This is a genomic window from Pseudactinotalea sp. Z1748, assembly GCF_049725185.1.
Lineage (GTDB): Bacteria > Actinomycetota > Actinomycetes > Actinomycetales > Beutenbergiaceae > CALKWS01.
In genome coordinates, this window is sequence record NZ_JBMPQB010000003.1 from 483,587 (window position 1) to 500,816 (window position 17,230).

Below are 17,230 nucleotides of genomic sequence, written 5' to 3' on the forward strand. Positions count from 1 at the left end.
TATAACGTCAGCGGGCGCCAGACATTCCCAATTATTCCCGGCGAAGCCCGGTTCAGCCGTCCTGGTAGGCCTCCACCGGTGGGCAGGTGCAGACCAGATTGCGGTCCCCGTAGGCCCCGTCCACACGGCGCACGGGCGGCCAGTACTTGTCCGCGGCCACCGCCGGTACCGGGTGCACCGCCTGCTCTCGGCTGTAGGGGCGGTCCCAGTCACCGAGCACACTGGCCGCGGTGTGCGGAGCGTGCACGAGCGGGTTGTCCTGGCGGGACCAGGTTCCCGCGGCCACCTGCTCTGCCTCGTCGTGGATGGACCGCATCGCCTCGATGAACCTGTCGATCTCGCCCAGGTCCTCCGACTCGGTCGGTTCGACCATCAGCGTCCCGGCCACCGGGAAGGACATCGTGGGGGCGTGGAAGCCGTAGTCGATCAGCCGCTTGGCCACGTCCTCCACCGAGACCCCAGTCCTGGCGGTCAGCGGACGCAGGTCCAGGATGCACTCGTGGGCGACCAGGCCGTTCTCACCGCGGTAGAGGACCGGGAAGTACGGATCGAGGCGGGCGGCGATGTAGTTCGCCGACAGCACCGCCGCCGCGGTGGCCTCGCGCAACCCGGCGCTGCCCATCAGCCGGATGTAGGCCCAACTGATCGGCAGGATCGAGGGCGACCCGTACGGGGCCGCGCTGACCGCGGCGCCACTTCCGAGTTCCTCGGCCATCGGGTGCCCGGGCAGGAACGGCACCAGGTGCTCGGCCACGGCCACCGGCCCCACGCCCGGCCCCCCACCGCCGTGCGGGATGCAGAACGTCTTGTGCAGGTTCAGGTGGGATACGTCCCCACCGATGTCCCCCAGGCCGGAGTAACCGACCAGCGCATTGAAGTTGGCGCCGTCGATGTAGACCTGGCCCCCGGCGGCATGGACCAGTTCGCACACCTCGGTGATGCCGTGTTCATACACCCCGTGGGTGGAGGGGTAGGTCACCATGAGCGCCGCGATCCTGCCCTCGTTCTCGGCCAGGACCCGGCGCAGGTCCGCTGTGTCGATGTCGCCGTTGTCGGCGCTGGCCACGATCTTCACCTGCAGGCCGGCCAGCACCGCGGAGGCGGCATTGGTGCCGTGCGCACTGGCCGGGACCACGCAGATGGTGCGTTCGGTGTCGCCGTTGGCGCGGTGATAGGACCGGATCGCCAGCAGCCCGGCCAACTCCCCCTGGGAGCCGGCATTCGGTTGCACGCTCACCGCGGCGTACCCGGTCAAGTCCGCGAGCCAGGTGTTCAGCGACTGGATCAACTCGTGGTACCCGGCCACGTCCCCGGCCGGGGCGAACGGGTGGATCCGGGCGAACTCGGGCCAACTGATCGCGGCCATCTCGGTGGCGGCGTTGAGTTTCATCGTGCACGAACCCAGCGGGATCATCCCCTGGTCCAGTGCGTAGTCCTTGTCGCACAGCCGGCGCAGGTAGCGCATCATCGCCGTCTCGTAGTGGTAGGAGGAGAACACCGGGTGCGTGCAGAAGTCCCTGGTGCGGGCCAGTTCGGAATCGATGGCGAACGGTTCACCGGCATCGGCGTCGTCTGCGCCCGCACCGCCCGCTGCGGCGACCACCGCCTCGACCAGATCCTCCAGGACCTCAGTGGTGGTGGTCTCGTCGCAGGCGATAGCGACGGTGTCGGCGTCCTCCCGCCAGAGGGTGATGTTTCGTTCCAGGGCGGCGGCCAGCACGGCGTCGGCACGGCCGGGCACACGGACCTGGACGGTGTCGAAGAAACTGGCATGGACGACGGCGACACCCGCCTTGCGCAGCCTGGTCGCCAGATCCGTTGCGTGGGTGTGCACCCGGGCGCCGATCCGGCGCAACCCCTCGGGGCCGTGGTACACGGCGTACATCGCGGCCATCACCGCCAGCAGCACCTGAGCGGTGCATATGTTGGAGGTCGCCCTCTCCCGCCGGATGTGCTGTTCGCGGGTCTGCAGGGCCAGCCGCAGCGCCGGTGCGCCGTCGGCGTCCTTGCTCAAGCCGACCAGGCGGCCGGGCAACTGTCGTTGCAGTCCCTGGCGGACCGAGAGGAAACCCGCGTGCGGGCCCCCGAAACCCATCGGCACCCCGAACCGTTGCGCGCTACCGGCCACCATGTCTGCGCCCCAGGAGCCGGGCTCGCGCAGTTGGGTCAGGGCGAGCAGGTCCGCCACGACCGCCACCTGTGCACCAGCCTCGGCGGCCGCGTGGGTCCAGGCCTGCACCTGGCGCAGGGCCGGAACCCGGCCACTGGCCTGGGGGTAGGACAACAGGAGCCCGAACGCGCCGGCCAGTCCGGCCGGATCGGCGGTCACGTCGAACTCGGCCAACTCGATACCCACCGCACGGGCACGGGTGGCCAGTACGGCCTTGGTCTGGGGCAAGGTGTCGGAGTCCACCAGGAACACCGACCTGTCGGTGTCGCGCACCACCCGGCGCGCGAGCAGCATCGCCTCGGCCACCGCGGTGGCCTCATCGAGCATCGAGGCCCCGGTGATGTCCAGGCCGGTGAGGTCGGAGATCATCGTCTGGAAGTTCAGCAGGGCCTCCAGCCGGCCCTGGGAGATCTCCGGCTGGTAGGGCGTGTAGGCGGTGTACCAGCCCGGGTTCTCCAGCACGTGCCGGGTGATCACCGAGGGTGTGTGGGTGTCGAAGTATCCCCGGCCGATCATCGAGGTGCGCACCGTGTTCTTGGCCGCGATCGCGCGCATCTCTGCCAGGACCTGGGCCTCGGTATCCGCGAACGGCACTTCGGTGAGATCGTCGGTGCGTATCGCCGGCGGCATCGCGGCGTCGATCAACGCCTCGAGACTGTCCTGCCCGATCGCGGCCAGCATCGCGTCCCGGTCGGTCTCGGACAGGCCGATATGACGGCGCAGGAATTCCGGAGCGTGCTCAGTCAAGTCGATCCGCCCGGTCAGTCCGCGATCAGCGCGTCGTAGCCGGCGGCGTCCAGGAACTCCCCGGTCCCGGTGACGCGCACGGTGAACAGCCAGGCCTCGCCGTACGGATCGGAGTTGACCACCTCGGGGTTGTCCACCGCCTCGGAGTTGATGCTCAGGACCTCACCGGAGACCGGCGCGTAGAGCTCGGAGACGGACTTGGTGGACTCGATCTCACCACAGGACTGCCCTGCGGTGATCTCGGCGCCCACCTCGGGCAGATCCAGGTAGACCACGTCCCCCAGGGACTCGGCCGCGTAGGCGGTGACCCCGACGGTGGCCACATCCTCGTCCATGACCACCCATTCGTGTTCTGCGGTGTACTGCCTGTCGGTAGGGGTGCTCATCAGAAGTGCTCCTCGGGTTTCAAGCGGGCCGTGTGTAGAAGGGCCGTTCGGCCACGGTCATCTCCTGCAGGTTACCGCGCACGTCGACGCCGACCACCTGGCCGGGCTCGTAGGCAGACATGGTGCGGGCAAGGGCGATCGGGTGCCCCAGGGTCGGCGAGAGCACCCCGGAGGTGATCCGCCCGACCACCTCCTCACCGTCCAGGACGTCGTAACCGGTGCGGGCGGCCCGCCGACCGGTCCCGGTCAGAGCCGTCAGGAAACTGCGCGGCCCTTCGGCGGCTCGATGGGCGAGGGCGGTGCTGCCCACGAACTCCCGGTCGGCGTGGACCAGCCGGCCCATACCGACTTCGTATGGAGTGACCTCGGTGCCCAGTTCCTGGCCGTACAGGGGCATACCGGCCTCCAGGCGCAGACTGTCCCGGGCGGCGAGCCCGCAGGGTTCGAGCGTGCCCTCACCGGCCGCGGCCAAGCGCTGCCAGACCCCGACGGCGGCGTCAGCAGGCAGGCTCAACTCGAAACCGTCCTCACCGGTGTACCCGGTGCGGGCCAGGAGCACCGGCACGTTCCCGAGGTTGGTCAGCACAGCGGAGTAGTAGCGCAACTCCTCCAGGTCCACCGGGAGCAGACCGGCCAGGATCCCGGCGGCCTGCGGTCCCTGCACGGCGATCAGAGCCCGGTGGGGTGTCCGGTCCACCACCGAGGCCGCGAACCCCCGGCTGCGATGAGTGATGCTGTCGAGTACGGTGATCCGGTTCGCTGCGTTGGCGATGACCAGGAACTCCATCTCCCCGAGCCGGTAGACGATCAGGTCATCGAGGATGCCGCCGTCGGCATCGACCAGCATCGTGTAGCGGGCGCGCCCGTTCTTCAGCCGGGAGCAGGCCGAGACCAGCGCATAGTCCAGCGCCTGGTCCGCTTGCGGGCCACTCACCTCGATCTGACCCATGTGGGACAGATCGAACAGGCCGGCGTGCTCCCGCACGGTGTGGTGCTCGGCCAGGTCCCCGGCATACCGCAACGGCATCGACCAGCCGGCGAAGTCGGTCATCCGAGCGCCGGCGTCGAGGTGAACCTGGTGCAGTGGGCTGGTGTGCAAGGTGCCCTCGCTCATGGGGTCCTCCCCGGAGTTGGTCACTCCTGCGGTTTGGCAGCCAGTACGTGGCAGGGCGACTCGAGCAGAATGCGCTGCGCGTTGGAACCCAGGATCAACTTGCCCAGGGGCGAGCGGCGCCGGATGCCGATCACGATCAGTTCGGCGTCGGTATCGATCGCAGTGTGCACCAGTGCCTCGGCCACGTCCTTGCCGCGCTGCAGGTGGCGAACCTCGTAACCCACACCACTGGGGTCGATGGTGCTCCGGGCTTCCTCCATCGCTTCCTCGATCGCATCCGGTTCGGCGTCCCGCCCGCCGTGCACCAGCACCAGGAGACGTTGGGAGCGCAACTTGGCTTCCTCTATCGCTGCCTCAAGGGCCGCGCGTCCCTCCGCGGTGGCGATGAAACCCACAACAACTGCCATGTTGACTCGCTCCTTCATCGGCCTCGACTGTTCCCCCGAGACTATCGCGGGAGCGGGACCGGCGTGACCGGAAGCGGCTCGGACCTCCTCGGTTCAGGCAACACTGCGGGCCCGCGCCCAGCCGGGAGGTATTCCGTGATCCACCGCGCGCCGGATCAACGACGCCAGCCGATGCTGCGGGTCCTGCTCCAGGCACTGGTGCAGGCATAGGTCGGCGCGCGCGCCGTCGCCCTCGTACCAGGCGAGCCAGGCCAGGACCGCCCACACCTGCGCGGTACGTCCACGGGCGGCCACCGCGACCAGGTGGTGCAGCACGTCGGTGGCCCGTGCGGCCAGATCGCGCTCCGGGGGCTCCCCGCCCGGGCTGAACACCTGGGCCAGCAGCGCCTCGCCGTCGTCGTGCAAGACCTGTAGCACGGGTGCTCCGGAGGCCACCGAGAGCAGCACCGCATCGCGCACCAGGGGTTCCTCCAGCCCCACCAGCAGCGCACCCAGGTCCGCCCCCTTGGCACGGTCGAGGGGACCGGTGCTGACCAGCGCCTGGTCCCAGCGAGCCGCCAGCGTGCTCAACCAGGCCATCCGGCTGCCCCCGGCCCGTACCTGCTTGCGACGCCACCGGGCTGCGGCTCTGACCGCGCAGGCCCGCAGCGCGGCACCGACCTCGACGTGGCGCAACAGGTCGGCCCGGCTGGGGGCATAGGTCATGCCGCCGAAGACCATCTCGGCCCCGATGCGGCTCTGCCGGATCCTTGCCAGTGGATGTCCCCCGGGTGGACAACATGGCTGGGCGTCGCACTCCAGGCACCGATATCGCTCCCCCGAGACCACCCAGACCCGGGAGGGGTCGGCACCGACCCCCTCGCGCAGCCACCACCGTGCAACGGTCCCCGCCGGACCGGTGGGCCATCGGTCACCGGCCTCTGCATGCGCGGGTGCCGCACCGGTATAGAGCACCATGAAGACGATCTCGGCCCCGTCAGCCCGTAGGTGTCCGAGCATGTCTCGGCGCAACCGGGCACCACCGTCCGGAGCGGGGTCGGCCAGATCCACCAGGTCCACCCTGGCCACCAGCCCCGGTCGCCATCGCACCTCCGGGTCCGGTTCGTGTGCTGCGGAGCGGACCGCGAAGAAGACTGCGGACTCCTCGGGCCAGAACCCGAGCCGGTAGGGCAGGTACGCCAGCAGCTCTACGGGGTCGTCCAGGCGAAGCACGACGGGGGTGTTGTTCGCGGTATCCATAACGCCACATGTCAGCGCAGCACCCCGCGATCGCGGGGGCCCCGTGCCATCCGGTGTTGACACAGGATCGTCCTGAGATGGTGCTGTGGATGCCGTGTCGGCCGCGCCGGGCCCTGTGGGCGTGCGGCGGGCCGCTCGATCCTGGTGACGGGTCAAGGCAGGGCCCGAGCGCTCGGGTCGAACGCGAGCAGCCGGGCTCAGTGGCACACGTAGGTAGGGTCAGGTGGTGACCACAGCGCCCCCTTCGCCCCATGATGATCCGGCCGCGACGTTGTCCTGGCTCCGCCAGCAGGTGTCGACGGAGTTGACCTCGGCCCTGCAGCACCGGCGCAGCGGCACCGCGCATATCGGGCCGGAGACCGCCGAGGCGTTCGAGGTCGCTGAGCGACTGGCCGCCGGGGGCAAACGGCTGCGTGCGGCGTTCGCCTACCTGGGCTGGACCGGGTACGCCGACACACCCGACCCGGCCCATGTGCTGCGTGCCGGCGTGGGGTTGGAACTGTTCCACCTGGCGGCGCTGGTGCACGACGACGTCATCGACGCTTCCCACCAGCGCCGTGGCCAGCCCGCGGCGCACCGCCAGTTCGCCCGGCACCATGAACTGGCGCAGATGATCAGCGATCCCGAGGACTTCGGTACCGCCGCAGCGATCCTGCTCGGCGATCTGCTCGTGGCGATGGCGGGCGGCGAGCTGAGCGCGGCCGCCGCGCCGCTGCCGGCCCAGGCGGGCGCGCGCGTGCGCGATCTCGTCACCGAGATGATGTCGGAGGTGACGATGGGCCAGTACCTGGACATCTACGCCCAGTCCGCGGCGTGGTCGACGGATCCGGAACAGGATCTGGAGCGGGCGCACCGAGTGGTGCGATCGAAGTCGGCGCGGTACAGCGTGGAGCACCCGATGCTGCTGGGAGCGGCCATCGCCGGGGCGGGCCCGGAGGACTTGTCCACCACCAGGGCCATCGGCCTACCGATCGGCGAGGCCTTCCAGATGCGCGACGACCTGCTCGGGGTGTTCGGGGACCCGGAGGTGACCGGCAAACCGAGCAGTGATGATCTCCGCGAGGGTAAACGCACCGTCCTGATCACCACGGCGCTGACCCTGGCCGAACCGGATCAGGCGGACCGGATCCGGCGATCCCTGGGCGGGCCCATCAGTGAGGATGACATCACCGACATCCGCCGGATCCTGACCTCCTGCGGTGCGGTCGACGCCGTGGAGAGCCTGATCACCGCCCGCGCGGAGCAAGCACTGACCGCGATCCAGCAGTCAGGTTGGCCCTCTCCCGCCCGCGACCTCGCCCAGCACTTGGCCGAAGCGGCAATCACCCGCAGCACCTGAGGCTCCGCGGCCGGGCGCACCGGTTCGCAGCGCCGCAGCCCCAGACCGGCGAGCGGGAAAGAGCCTCAGGCGGCCATGATGTTCGACTGCTACCAGGCCAGCACCTGCGCGGCACGGCGCACCGAGTGAACGGCCCCGGTCCGGAGCACGCTGATCGGGGTGCCGCCCAGTTGCTCGTCTCGGGTGTGCAGCCATGCCAACGCCTCTTCGCTGTTCATGCCGGCGTCGGCGAGTTGGATCAGGGTGCCGCGCAGCCCGGGCACCGGCTGGGGCCCCTCACCCTCGGCTGCCTCGATGAAGAACGTGGACGGGACCGTCCACACCGCTCCGGGGAGGCGCCGTACCGCCAGGAGTCGCTGCTCGGCGAGCATGCCGCGCACCTCGCGCAACTGCACCCCGAGCAATTCGGCCACATCGGGCAGCGGTAACCACTGCACCTCGACGTCGGTTCCAGACGGTCCGTTCTCTTCCACTGCTGCCACGTGGCCAAGGTTAACGTGCGCAGCCCAGCCCCGGGGCGGGCCCGTGCGAGCACGCCGAGATCCCCCTACTTGTGGGAAACGTTCACATCACGCTACTGTCACAGTGTTCACATCTATCACAGTGATCACAGTATGAACTTGTGACACACCGATCACGGGAGACACCGAGGAATGAGCCCCAGGACTACCCCGAACCGGGCCGCCCGCCGACTGAATCTGACGACCGTCGGCGCGCTCGGAGCGGCCACCGCAGTCGGCCTGGCCGGCGTGCCGGGCCCGGCCCAGGCGCAGGCAGCGGCCTCCGCCGACCCACTGGCTGCGCTGCGCGCTCCTGGGCACCTCAGCGCGCAGGCACAGTCCGGTCTGGCCGCGAGCCGGTCGGGATCTGCCCTCGGAGTGGCGCCCGCCCCGCAACGCAACAGCGACACCCTCTACACCGTGCGTTCGGGCGACACCGTCGGTCACATCGCCGCGCGCTACCGAACCTCGGTCTCGGCGATCGTGTCGGAGAACAACCTGAATTCGAGGGCCTTCATCCGCGTGGGTCAGGTGCTGCGGATCCCTGGTCAGTCCGGTTCGGGCAGTTCAGGGAACTCGAACTCGTCGTCGTCGAACGGTTCGTCCTCGAGCAGGTCGTCCTCGTCCGCGGGTAGCACGCACACGGTGCGCGCCGGGGACACGGTCTGGGCACTGGCGAATCGCCACGGCACCAGCGTGAGCCGGATCATCTCGGCGAACAACCTGAACTCCAACGGCCTGATCCGCATCGGCCAGCGCCTGACCATCCCCGGGTCCTCCTCGAGCAGTTCGTCCGGATCCTCCTCCGGCGGTTCCTCCTCGGGCTCGACCGGGTCCACCGCAGGGGGTTCCTCTTCGAGTTCCTCGAGCTCCTCCTCATCCCGCACGCACACCGTGCGCGCGGGTGAGACCGTCAGCCACCTGGCCGCCCGCTACGGCACCAGCATCAGCCCGATCGTCTCGGCCAACAGCCTGGGCTCCAACGCCCTGATCCGCATCGGTCAGCGCCTGACCATCCCCGGGTCCTCCTCGAGCAGTTCGTCCGGATCCTCCTCCGGTGGTTCCTCCTCCGGTGGTTCCTCCTCCGGTGGTTCCTCCTCGGGCTCGACCGGGTCCACCGCAGGGGGTTCCTCTTCGAGTTCCTCGAACTCCTCCTCATCCCGCACGCACACCGTGCGCGCGGGTGAGACCGTCAGCCACCTGGCCGCCCGCTACGGCACCAGCATCAGCTCGATCGTCTCGGCCAACAGCCTGGGCTCCAACGCCCTGATCCGCATCGGTCAGCGCCTGACCATCCCCGGGTCCTCCTCGAGCAGTTCGTCCGGATCCTCCTCCGGTGGTTCCTCCTCCGGTGGTTCCTCCTCGGGCTCGACCGGGTCCTCCTCGGGCTCCGGCAACGCCTCGGCCACGACCTACACGGTCAAGTCCGGGGACACCCTGACCCGCATCGGCCGTCAGTTCAACATCTCCATCGGTCGCCTCGTCTCGGCCAACAACCTGACCGGCTCCATGATCCGGGTGGGCCAGCGACTCACCATCCCGGCGCCGACGTCGTCCGGAGACGACCTCATCCCGAACACCTTCCTGCACTACACCTACTCCGATGACGTGGTCGCGGCAGCGAACGAGAACAAGCGCTCGCTGCTGGCCATGAACGTGCCGAGCCGAAGCGAGATGGAGCAGATCGTGCGCCAGACCGCCCGGGACATGGGCGTGGACCCGGCCCTGGCGCTGGCCATCGCCCACCAGGAGTCCGGCTTCGACGCCCGCGCGGTCTCCCCCGCCAACGCGGTGGGCACGATGCAGGTGATCCCCTCCTCGGGGCTGTGGGCCAACGACCTGGTCGGACGCAACCTGAACCTGCTGGACCCCCGCGACAACGTGGTGGCCGGTGTGGCCATCCTGCGCGCGTTGCAGCGCACCAGCGATGATCTGCCCACGGCCATCGCCTCCTACTATCAGGGCCAGGGCTCGGTGCGGAACAACGGGATGTACTCCGACACCCGCCGGTATGTGGCCAGTGTGCAGACTTTGATGACACGCTTCGGCTGATTCCCGCGGCACAGCGCGCCCGCGCTTAGACTCCGGCCATGGCCACCACCCTGACCGACCCGATGCTCGGGCGCATGGTCGACGGCCGGTACGAGGTGACCTCCCGCATCGCTCGCGGCGGGATGGCCACCGTGTACCTGGCTCTCGACCGGCGCCTGGACCGGCAGGTCGCGATCAAGGTGATGCACCCCCACCTGGCCGAGGGCCACGACGTCGCCGCCCGGTTCCGCCGGGAGGCCCGCGCGGCGGCCCGGCTCACCCACCCCGGTGTCGTCGGTGTGTATGACCAGGGCAGTGAGGGTGAGACCAGTTACCTGACCATGGAGTACGTGCGCGGGCAGAATCTGCGCAAGGTGTTGCGGGCCGAGGGTGCACTTGCTGTGGGCGACGCACTCGACGTCGTCGGCGATGTACTGGACGCCCTGGCCGCGGCCCACCGCGCCGACCTGGTCCACCGCGACATCAAACCCGAGAACGTTCTCGTGGCTGACGACGGGCGGATCAAGGTCGCCGACTTCGGGCTCGCTCGAGCGGTCACCGAGGCCACTGCGGCCACCACCGGCACGCTGCTGGGCACGGTGGCCTACCTGGCCCCGGAGATCGTCACCTCCGGGATGGCCGACGCCCGTGCCGACGTCTACGCCGCCGGGGTGCTGCTGTACGAGTTACTCACCGGTTCCCCGCCATTCTCCGGCGAGACCCCCATCCAGATCGCCTACCAACACGTCAACGAGGACCTGCCCGGTGTCCGCGAACGGGTACCGGGCATCCCGGTGCAGGTCGAGGATCTCATCGGTGCGCTGAGCGCCCGGGACGTCCAGGAGCGCCTCCCCCACGCCGGCGCCGCGGTGGCGATGCTGCGCCAGGTGCGCGCCGGGCTGAACCCGGAGGAACTGACGATCAGGGCCGACGTACCCGGCTCGGAGCCGGGACCGTGGCCGGACAGCGATGACCCCGCAACGTCCGATCACGGCGCCACCGCTGCAACACGCTCGGTGCGCCCGACCAATCACTCGGGAACTATCTCGCTACCGATCGGTGCGGTGACGGCCGCCCAGCCCCGAAGTGAGGTGGACCGGCCTCGTCGACGCCGCAGACGACGGCGGGTGACCGCGGTGGTGATCACGCTGCTGCTACTGCTCGGGGCCGGCGCCGCGGGGTGGTGGTATCTCATGCTCGGCCCGGGGTCCTATACACCGGTGCCCGATGTGGTGGGTCAGGAACAGGCCCGGGCGCTGAGCCAGATCGAGACCGCGGATCTTCGCCCGGTGAGTGCCACGGCTCATCACGACGACGTCGCCGAGGGCCTCGTGATCAGCGTGGACCCCGAGGTGGGTGCCGAGTTGGCGCGGCAGAGCACCGTCACGGTCACGGTTTCCCTCGGCGTCCGCACGGTCACGATGCCCGACGTGGCCGGAATGAGCCAGGAGGAAGCAGTCGCCGCGATCGCCGACGCGGGCTTCAGCACCGAGACGCAGGTGAGCACCGCCTACTCCACCGATGTGGATCAAGGCGATGTGATCGAGGCCTCCCCCGACCCCCTGGTCCAGGTGGAACACCACACCGCTGTCACCCTGACCGTCTCCAACGGGCGCGAACCGATCACCGTGCACTCGGTGGTCGGTGCGGCCGAGGAGGAGGCGATCGCCGAACTCGAGGCTGCCGGTGCGGTGGCGGAGGTGGGCGAGCGGGTGCACTCCGACGAGGTCTCCGAGGGCCTGGTGACCTCCCAGGACACCCAGGGGGATGCCCTGCGGGGGGACACCGTGGGACTGGTGGTCTCGCTCGGCCCGGAACTGTTCGAGGTGCCCGATGTGGTCGGGACCAGTTACCGCGATGCGGCGCAGACCCTGACCGAGGCTGGTTTCGAGGTGGACCGCGACGACGTGTTGGGTGGGTACTTCAACACCGTCCGGGCCCAGGACGTCGAGCCCGGGTCGATGGTGCCGCGCGGAACCGTGATCAGCCTCACCGTGGTCTGACCCCTCCCCTGCCGCACGGTGCACGACCGCCCGAGCCGCGCCGAGCGTGCTCAGGAAACGCGCAGCATGTCCGCGACCAGGAACGCCATCTCCAGGGACTGCTGGTGGTTCAGCCGCGGGTCCACCAGGGTCTGGTAGCGCCTGCCGAGGGAGTGGTCGTCAATGTGTTCGGCGCCGCCGAGCACCTCGGTCACGTCGTCGCCGGTCAGTTCCACGTGCAGGCCACCGGGAACGGTGCCCAGCTCGCGGTGCACGTCGAAGAAGCCGCGCACTTCCTCGATCACATCGCTGAAGCGACGGGTCTTGTATCCGTTGGAGGAGGTGAACCCGTTGCCGTGCATCGGGTCGCACACCCACGTCACCGGGCGACCGTCCGCCCGGACCGCCTCGATCAGGTCCGGAAGCAACTCGCGCACCTTCGGCGCACCCATCCGGGTGATGAAGGTCAGCCGGCCAGCTTCGCCGTCCGGGTTGAGCGCATCCATCAGACCGATCGCGTCCTGGCCGGTGGCTGTCGGTCCAAGTTTGACGCCGATGGGGTTGCGCACCCGGGAGAAGAAGTCCACGTGCGCGCCGTCCAGCTCCCGGGTGCGCTCCCCGATCCACAGGAAGTGGGCCGAGCAGTCGTAGGCGTCGCCGGTGCGTGAGTCCACGCGGGTCAGTGGCCGTTCGTAGTCCAGCAGCAGGCCCTCGTGGCTGGAGAAGAACTCGACCGTACGCAGACCGTCGAAATCGGCACCGGCGGCATGCATGAAGCGGATCGCCCGGTCGATCTCGGCAGCGAATGCCTCGTACTGGGCGTAAGCGGGATTGCGCAGGAAACCCCGGTTCCACTCGTGCACCAGGCGCAGGTCGGCGAAACCACCGGAGGTGAAGGCCCGGATCAGGTTCAATGTGGAGGCCGAGTTCCGGTAGGCCTCGAGCAGCCGCCGGGGATCCGGGGTGCGTGAGGAGGGGGAGAACTCGAACCCGTTGATGATGTCACCGCGGTAGGCGGGCAGGCTCACCCCATCGCGGGTCTCGGTGCCCGAACTGCGCGGCTTGGCGTACTGCCCGGCCATCCGGCCCATCTTGATGATGGGCATCGAGGCACCGTAGGTGAGCACCACCGCCATCTGCAGGATCGTCTTGATCTTGTCCCGGATGTTGTCCGCGGACAATTCGGAGAACGTCTCGGCGCAGTCGCCACCCTGGAGGAGGAACGCCTCACCGCGGGAGGCAGCCGCCAGCCGCTCCCGCAGGGTGTCAGCCTCACCGGCGAAGACCAGCGGTGGCTGGGCGGCCAGGTCGGCGGTGACGTCGGCAAGCGCGTCGGCGTCGGGCCACTCCGGTTGCTGCTTGACGGGCAGCCGGCGCCACGCGTCCAGGCCTTCGGGGGCGAGGGGTTCAGACAGAGTGCTCACCCGCTCAGGATACGCCCGGTCACCGCAGCCGGGCTCCGGCGCTCAGTGCTCGAACGGCCGGGCCGGCACCAGCTCCTGGCCGATGCCCCTGAGCACGGCGCCGAACCAGTCGACGGAGACATCGAATGCCTTGCCACCGGCGATGCGCGGCAAGGCGATCACGGACAGTTCCTCGTCTGCCTCCTCGTCGTGGCCGACCACGCCGGACTCACCACGCTGGGCGGCCCGCACGGCCAGCGCCGTCATCCGCTCGATCAGGTCCAGGTCCTCGGGATTGGAGGCGGCGGAGCGAGAGAAGTACCCGGACTTCTGGACCATGGTCTTCTCCGCCCCGATCAGGTCGGCGAACTGCTTGGCGAACCACGCCCCGGGGTTGATGGTGTCCAGTTTGACGTGGCCGAAGGGGTCGCGCTCCACCGTCTCGCCGGCGGCCTCGAGTTCGGCGACGATCTCCGGCACTCCGGCGCCTTCGGACAGGAAGATGTTGACATTGCCGATCTCATCCATGATCCCCCGCAACCGCTGCGCCTCAGCCGGCAGGTCGATCTTGAGTTCGGGCAGGAACACCGCGTGCACGTCCCAGCGCTCCCGGGACAGGCCCAGCGCCGGGTTCCAGTCCTGGGCGTCCAGCCAGGTCCGGTAACGCGCGGCCGCGGCGGCGGTAAGCCAACCACAGTGCCTGCCCATGATCTCGTGCACGATCAGCATCCGCGGGTTGGAGCGGTGTTCGCCGATGATGTTCTGGGCGAACACCGAGGTCTGCTCGGCTGCGGTGTGGGCACCGAGGGACTGGGCAATCGGGATGATGTCGTTGTCGATCGTCTTGGGCAGGCCCACCACGGTCAGGTGGTGACCGTTCGCCTCCAGATAGGCGGCCAGGTCAGCGGCTGTGGTGTTCGTGTCGTCCCCGCCGATGGTGTGCAGCACATCCACCCCATCGGTGCGCAACTGCTCGGCCGCCACGGTCAGCGCACTCTGGCCTTGCTGGATCAGGCCGCGATCGACCAGGTCCTCGGAGTTGGTCAGTTTCACCCGGGAGTTGCCGATCGGGCTGCCCCCGAAGTTGTACAGCACATCGATCTTGGCGCGGGCCTCGTCATCGATGACGATCTTGGTGCCGGTCAGCAGTCCGTGATAGCCGTACTGGTAGGCGATGATCTCCGCATCCGGCAACTCGTCGCTGTAGTGCTTGACCAACCCGGCCACCGCCGAGGACAGGCACGGCGCAAAGCCGCCAGCGGTGAGCAACGCGACCCGTCGGATGGGAGTGGTGGACATGCGTGTGGCCTTCCTTCGGATGAGGAGTACAAGGACGGAGCCGAGAGCGACCGGCGCTGCCCACTCTAGTGCGCACTAGGGTGGCGGTCATGGCCGGCACCGAGGATGGACCACCGGATCCACCGGATGACCTCGACGCCCAGTGGGCCGACCTGACGGCCAGGCTGGGACCGCTGGACCCTGGATTGCCGGCCGAGTTCACCGAGCCCGGGACCGATGACTCGCCGGGCACCCAGGAGGCGACGGAGCCGACACCTCCGAGGTGGGCCGGGTCTGCACCGGCGCCCCCTGGCCCCCGCGATCACGGCGGCCCCGGCCCCGAGGGCGACGACGGTGACTTCGCCGCACCCGACCCCGGCCCGGTGCTGGGTGCCCCGACGCGCAACACGCTGCCCTGGGTCGGCGCCATCGGGGGCCCGATCGTGATGCTGCTGATGTTGGTGCTGTGGCCAAGCGCTCCCCCGGCGGCCTACCTGACCGCGATGGGGGTCACGATGGCGGGCTTGCTGACCCTGTGGTGGCGGCTGCCGGTACACCGGCGTGACGATGACGACGACGGCGCGGTCGTGTGAGCCTGTGCCGAGCCGGTTGACTCCGGTGCCCATGGAGACACCGGCCACCCGATCGTGACGTGATCGCCGCGCCGTTACCGGCGCGGCACGTCGATGCGGGCCGGTATGCTGGTGCCAGCAATCCCGCCACTGCCACAGGAGCCAGCATGGACGAATCCACCACTCCCCTGCTCGTCGAGACCCCGGCCGAGATGTCGATCCCGGATCTGCTGGTGGACTGGGCGAGGAAGGAGCCCAACCGCACCCTGCTGGAGACCACCACCGACGGCAACGTGTGGACCCCCATCAGCGCCGCGGCGATGCACGAGCGGGTCAGCGCCATCGCCAAGGGACTGATGGCCTCGGGGATCAACCCCGGTGACAGTGTTGCGCTGATGTCGCGCACCAGCGCGGACTGGACCATCACCGACTTCGCGATCTGGTACGCCGGCGCCGTGACGGTACCGGTCTACGAGACCTCCTCGGCCGATCAGACCGCCTGGATCCTCAGTGACGCCGCCGTCAAGGCCGTGATCGTCGAGCACGCCGACCACCGTGGCGTCGTGGAGGAGGCCCGCAAGGAGGCCGCCGCCGTCGAGCACGTGTGGACGATGACCGACGGCGGTCTGGACGCCCTGGCCGAGGCCGGCAAGGACGTCTCGGATGAGGATTTGCGCGCCCGCTACGACGCACTGCGCACCTCCGACCTGGCCACCATCATTTACACCTCCGGCACCACCGGCCGGCCCAAGGGTGCCGAGCTCACCCACGGCAACTTCGTGGAACTGAGCCGCAACGGAATCGCCGCCCTGGGTGAGAAGATCCTGGCCGATGGCGCCCGCACGCTGCTGTTCATGCCGCTGGCGCACGTGTTCGCCCGGTTCGTGGAGGTGCTGTGCATCGCTGCCGGGGCACCCGCCGGGCACACCGCCGACACCACCCAGTTGATGCGTGACATCGCCGGATTCCGGCCCACGTTCATCCTCTCGGTGCCCCGGGTGTTCGAGAAGGTCTACAACGCGTCCGAGCAGAAAGCCGCCGCCGGTGGCAAGGAGAAGATCTTCCGCTGGGCTGCCGGTGCCGCCCAGGCCTACTCCGAGGCCCTGGATACCGGGAAGGTCCCCTTCGGCGTGCGAATGAAGCACAAGGTCGCGCACAAACTCGTACTGCACAAGATCCAGGACGCGCTGGGGGGCCAGGCCGAGTACGCGATCTCGGGTGGGGCCCCGTTGGGTCCGCGCCTGGCGCACTTCTTCCGCGGCGTGGGCCTGACGGTTCTGGAGGGCTACGGGCTTACCGAGACCACTGCCCCGGTGTCGGTGGGCCTGCCCGAGCGCACCAAGATCGGCACCGTCGGCAAAGCACTTCCCGGCGTGAGTCTGCGGATCGCCGAGGATGGCGAGATCCTGACCAAGGGCATCGCCAACTTCGTGGGCTACCACAACAACGACGAGGCCAACGCCGAGGCGATCAGTGACGGCTGGTTCCACACCGGAGACCTGGGTGCTCTGGACTCCGAGGGCTACCTGACGATCACCGGACGCAAGAAGGAGATCATCGTCACCGCCAGCGGCAAGAACGTGGTGCCCTCGCAGTTGGAGGACTCCCTGCGGGCGCACCCGCTGATCAGCCAGTGCGTGGTGGTCGGAGACCAGAAGCCGTTCGTTGCCGCGCTGATCACCCTGGACGCGGAGATGCTGCCCACCTGGTTGGCCAACAACGAGTTGCCGGAGATGGACGTCACCGCGGCGGCGCAGCACCCCAAGGTGCGCGAGGCGTTGCAGCGGGCCGTCGATGGCACCAATGCGAAGGTCTCCCGGGCCGAGTCGATCCGCCGGTTCGAGATCCTCACCGATGACTTCACGGTGGAGAACGAGTACCTGACCCCGTCGATGAAGGTCAAGCGCGCCGCCGTCCTCAACGACTACGCCGCCGAGGTCGAGGACCTCTACGCCAAGGCCCGCGCCGAGCGCGAAGCCATGTGAGTCCGGCCGGGCTGGGCGGCTGCCTGGCGCGGCGGTTCGGCGGCGCCCGGTGACCTGCCCGGCGGGACCACGCCCGG

The 17,230-nt window shown here is 69.2% G+C and carries 14 protein-coding genes; 5 read left to right on the forward strand and 9 right to left on the reverse strand.

The annotated features are described in order from the left end of the window. Positions 1 to 52: 52 nt before the first annotated feature. From gcvP to ACO0LU_RS09590, 5 genes are all read right to left on the reverse strand, one after another. Positions 53 to 2,917: an aminomethyl-transferring glycine dehydrogenase gene (gcvP, locus tag ACO0LU_RS09570; RefSeq protein WP_424791133.1), complete on the reverse strand. Its 2,865-nt coding sequence runs from the start codon at positions 2,915 to 2,917 to the stop codon at positions 53 to 55. Between the two features lie 14 nt (positions 2,918 to 2,931). Then, a complete protein-coding gene (gene gcvH, locus ACO0LU_RS09575; RefSeq protein ID WP_424786054.1) occupies positions 2,932 to 3,303 on the reverse strand; it encodes a glycine cleavage system protein GcvH in 372 nt (123 codons plus the stop codon). Positions 3,304 to 3,322: 19 nt separating this feature from the next. Beyond that, positions 3,323 to 4,417 carry a glycine cleavage system aminomethyltransferase GcvT gene (gcvT, locus tag ACO0LU_RS09580; protein ID WP_424791134.1) on the reverse strand — a complete coding sequence of 365 codons (1,095 nt, stop codon included), beginning with the start codon at positions 4,415 to 4,417 and terminating at the stop codon, positions 3,323 to 3,325. A gap of 20 nt (positions 4,418 to 4,437) precedes the next feature. Next, positions 4,438 to 4,824 carry a universal stress protein gene (locus ACO0LU_RS09585; protein WP_424791135.1) on the reverse strand — a complete coding sequence of 129 codons (387 nt, stop codon included), beginning with the start codon at positions 4,822 to 4,824 and terminating at the stop codon, positions 4,438 to 4,440. A 93-nt stretch (positions 4,825 to 4,917) separates the two neighbouring features. Then, entirely contained in the window at positions 4,918 to 6,063 is a 1,146-nt protein-coding gene (locus ACO0LU_RS09590) for a DUF4192 domain-containing protein (RefSeq protein WP_424791136.1), read from the reverse strand. Between the two features lie 226 nt (positions 6,064 to 6,289). Here ACO0LU_RS09590 and ACO0LU_RS09595 point away from each other — a divergent pair, with 226 nt between their 5' ends. Next, a complete protein-coding gene (locus ACO0LU_RS09595) occupies positions 6,290 to 7,402 on the forward strand; it encodes a polyprenyl synthetase family protein (RefSeq protein WP_424791137.1) in 1,113 nt (370 codons plus the stop codon). A gap of 89 nt (positions 7,403 to 7,491) precedes the next feature. On the opposite strand, the gene ACO0LU_RS09600 is transcribed toward ACO0LU_RS09595, so the two are convergent. Further along, the gene (locus ACO0LU_RS09600; protein ID WP_424791138.1) at positions 7,492 to 7,884 is read right to left on the reverse strand and encodes an Rv2175c family DNA-binding protein; all 393 of its coding nucleotides are present in this window, start codon (positions 7,882 to 7,884) and stop codon (positions 7,492 to 7,494) included. Between the two features lie 566 nt (positions 7,885 to 8,450). After that, positions 8,451 to 8,789, reverse strand: a complete 339-nt coding sequence (locus ACO0LU_RS09605; RefSeq protein ID WP_424791139.1) for a hypothetical protein — start codon at positions 8,787 to 8,789, stop codon at positions 8,451 to 8,453. 7 nt (positions 8,790 to 8,796) lie between these two features. On the opposite strand from ACO0LU_RS09605, the gene ACO0LU_RS09610 reads away from it, so the two are divergent. Further along, on the forward strand, positions 8,797 to 9,954 hold the full coding sequence (locus tag ACO0LU_RS09610) for a lytic transglycosylase (protein ID WP_424791140.1): 1,158 nt from the start codon (positions 8,797 to 8,799) through the stop codon (positions 9,952 to 9,954). Positions 9,955 to 9,992: 38 nt separating this feature from the next. Next, positions 9,993 to 11,936, forward strand: a complete 1,944-nt coding sequence (gene pknB, locus ACO0LU_RS09615) for a Stk1 family PASTA domain-containing Ser/Thr kinase (RefSeq protein ID WP_424791141.1) — start codon at positions 9,993 to 9,995, stop codon at positions 11,934 to 11,936. 50 nt (positions 11,937 to 11,986) lie between these two features. Here pknB and ACO0LU_RS09620 read toward each other — a convergent pair whose 3' ends face one another. Together ACO0LU_RS09620 and ACO0LU_RS09625 are read right to left on the reverse strand one after the other, a co-directional pair. Continuing rightward, a complete protein-coding gene (locus ACO0LU_RS09620) occupies positions 11,987 to 13,339 on the reverse strand; it encodes a class II 3-deoxy-7-phosphoheptulonate synthase (RefSeq protein WP_424791142.1) in 1,353 nt (450 codons plus the stop codon). Between the two features lie 42 nt (positions 13,340 to 13,381). After that, complete coding sequence (locus ACO0LU_RS09625; RefSeq protein ID WP_424791143.1) at positions 13,382 to 14,617, reverse strand: pyrophosphate--fructose-6-phosphate 1-phosphotransferase; 1,236 nt, start codon at positions 14,615 to 14,617, stop codon at positions 13,382 to 13,384. 89 nt (positions 14,618 to 14,706) lie between these two features. Between ACO0LU_RS09625 and ACO0LU_RS09630 the strand changes: the two genes are divergently transcribed. Beyond that, positions 14,707 to 15,189, forward strand: coding sequence for a hypothetical protein (locus tag ACO0LU_RS09630; protein ID WP_424791144.1), 483 nt, complete (start codon positions 14,707 to 14,709; stop codon positions 15,187 to 15,189). 146 nt (positions 15,190 to 15,335) lie between these two features. Further along, positions 15,336 to 17,153: an AMP-dependent synthetase/ligase gene (locus ACO0LU_RS09635; RefSeq protein WP_424791145.1), complete on the forward strand. Its 1,818-nt coding sequence runs from the start codon at positions 15,336 to 15,338 to the stop codon at positions 17,151 to 17,153. The last annotated feature ends 77 nt before the right edge of the window (positions 17,154 to 17,230 follow it).

Coding starts and splice junctions, on each gene's coding strand:
- gcvH (WP_424786054.1), bottom strand. CDS start 3,303: ATGAGCACCCCTACCGACAGGCAGTACACCGCAGAACACGAATGGGTG.
- gcvT (WP_424791134.1), bottom strand. CDS start 4,417: ATGAGCGAGGGCACCTTGCACACCAGCCCACTGCACCAGGTTCACCTC.
- ACO0LU_RS09585 (WP_424791135.1), bottom strand. CDS start 4,824: ATGGCAGTTGTTGTGGGTTTCATCGCCACCGCGGAGGGACGCGCGGCC.
- ACO0LU_RS09590 (WP_424791136.1), bottom strand. CDS start 6,063: ATGGATACCGCGAACAACACCCCCGTCGTGCTTCGCCTGGACGACCCC.
- pknB (WP_424791141.1), top strand. CDS start 9,993: ATGGCCACCACCCTGACCGACCCGATGCTCGGGCGCATGGTCGACGGC.
- ACO0LU_RS09625 (WP_424791143.1), bottom strand. CDS start 14,617: ATGTCCACCACTCCCATCCGACGGGTCGCGTTGCTCACCGCTGGCGGC.
- ACO0LU_RS09630 (WP_424791144.1), top strand. CDS start 14,707: ATGGCCGGCACCGAGGATGGACCACCGGATCCACCGGATGACCTCGAC.
- ACO0LU_RS09635 (WP_424791145.1), top strand. CDS start 15,336: ATGGACGAATCCACCACTCCCCTGCTCGTCGAGACCCCGGCCGAGATG.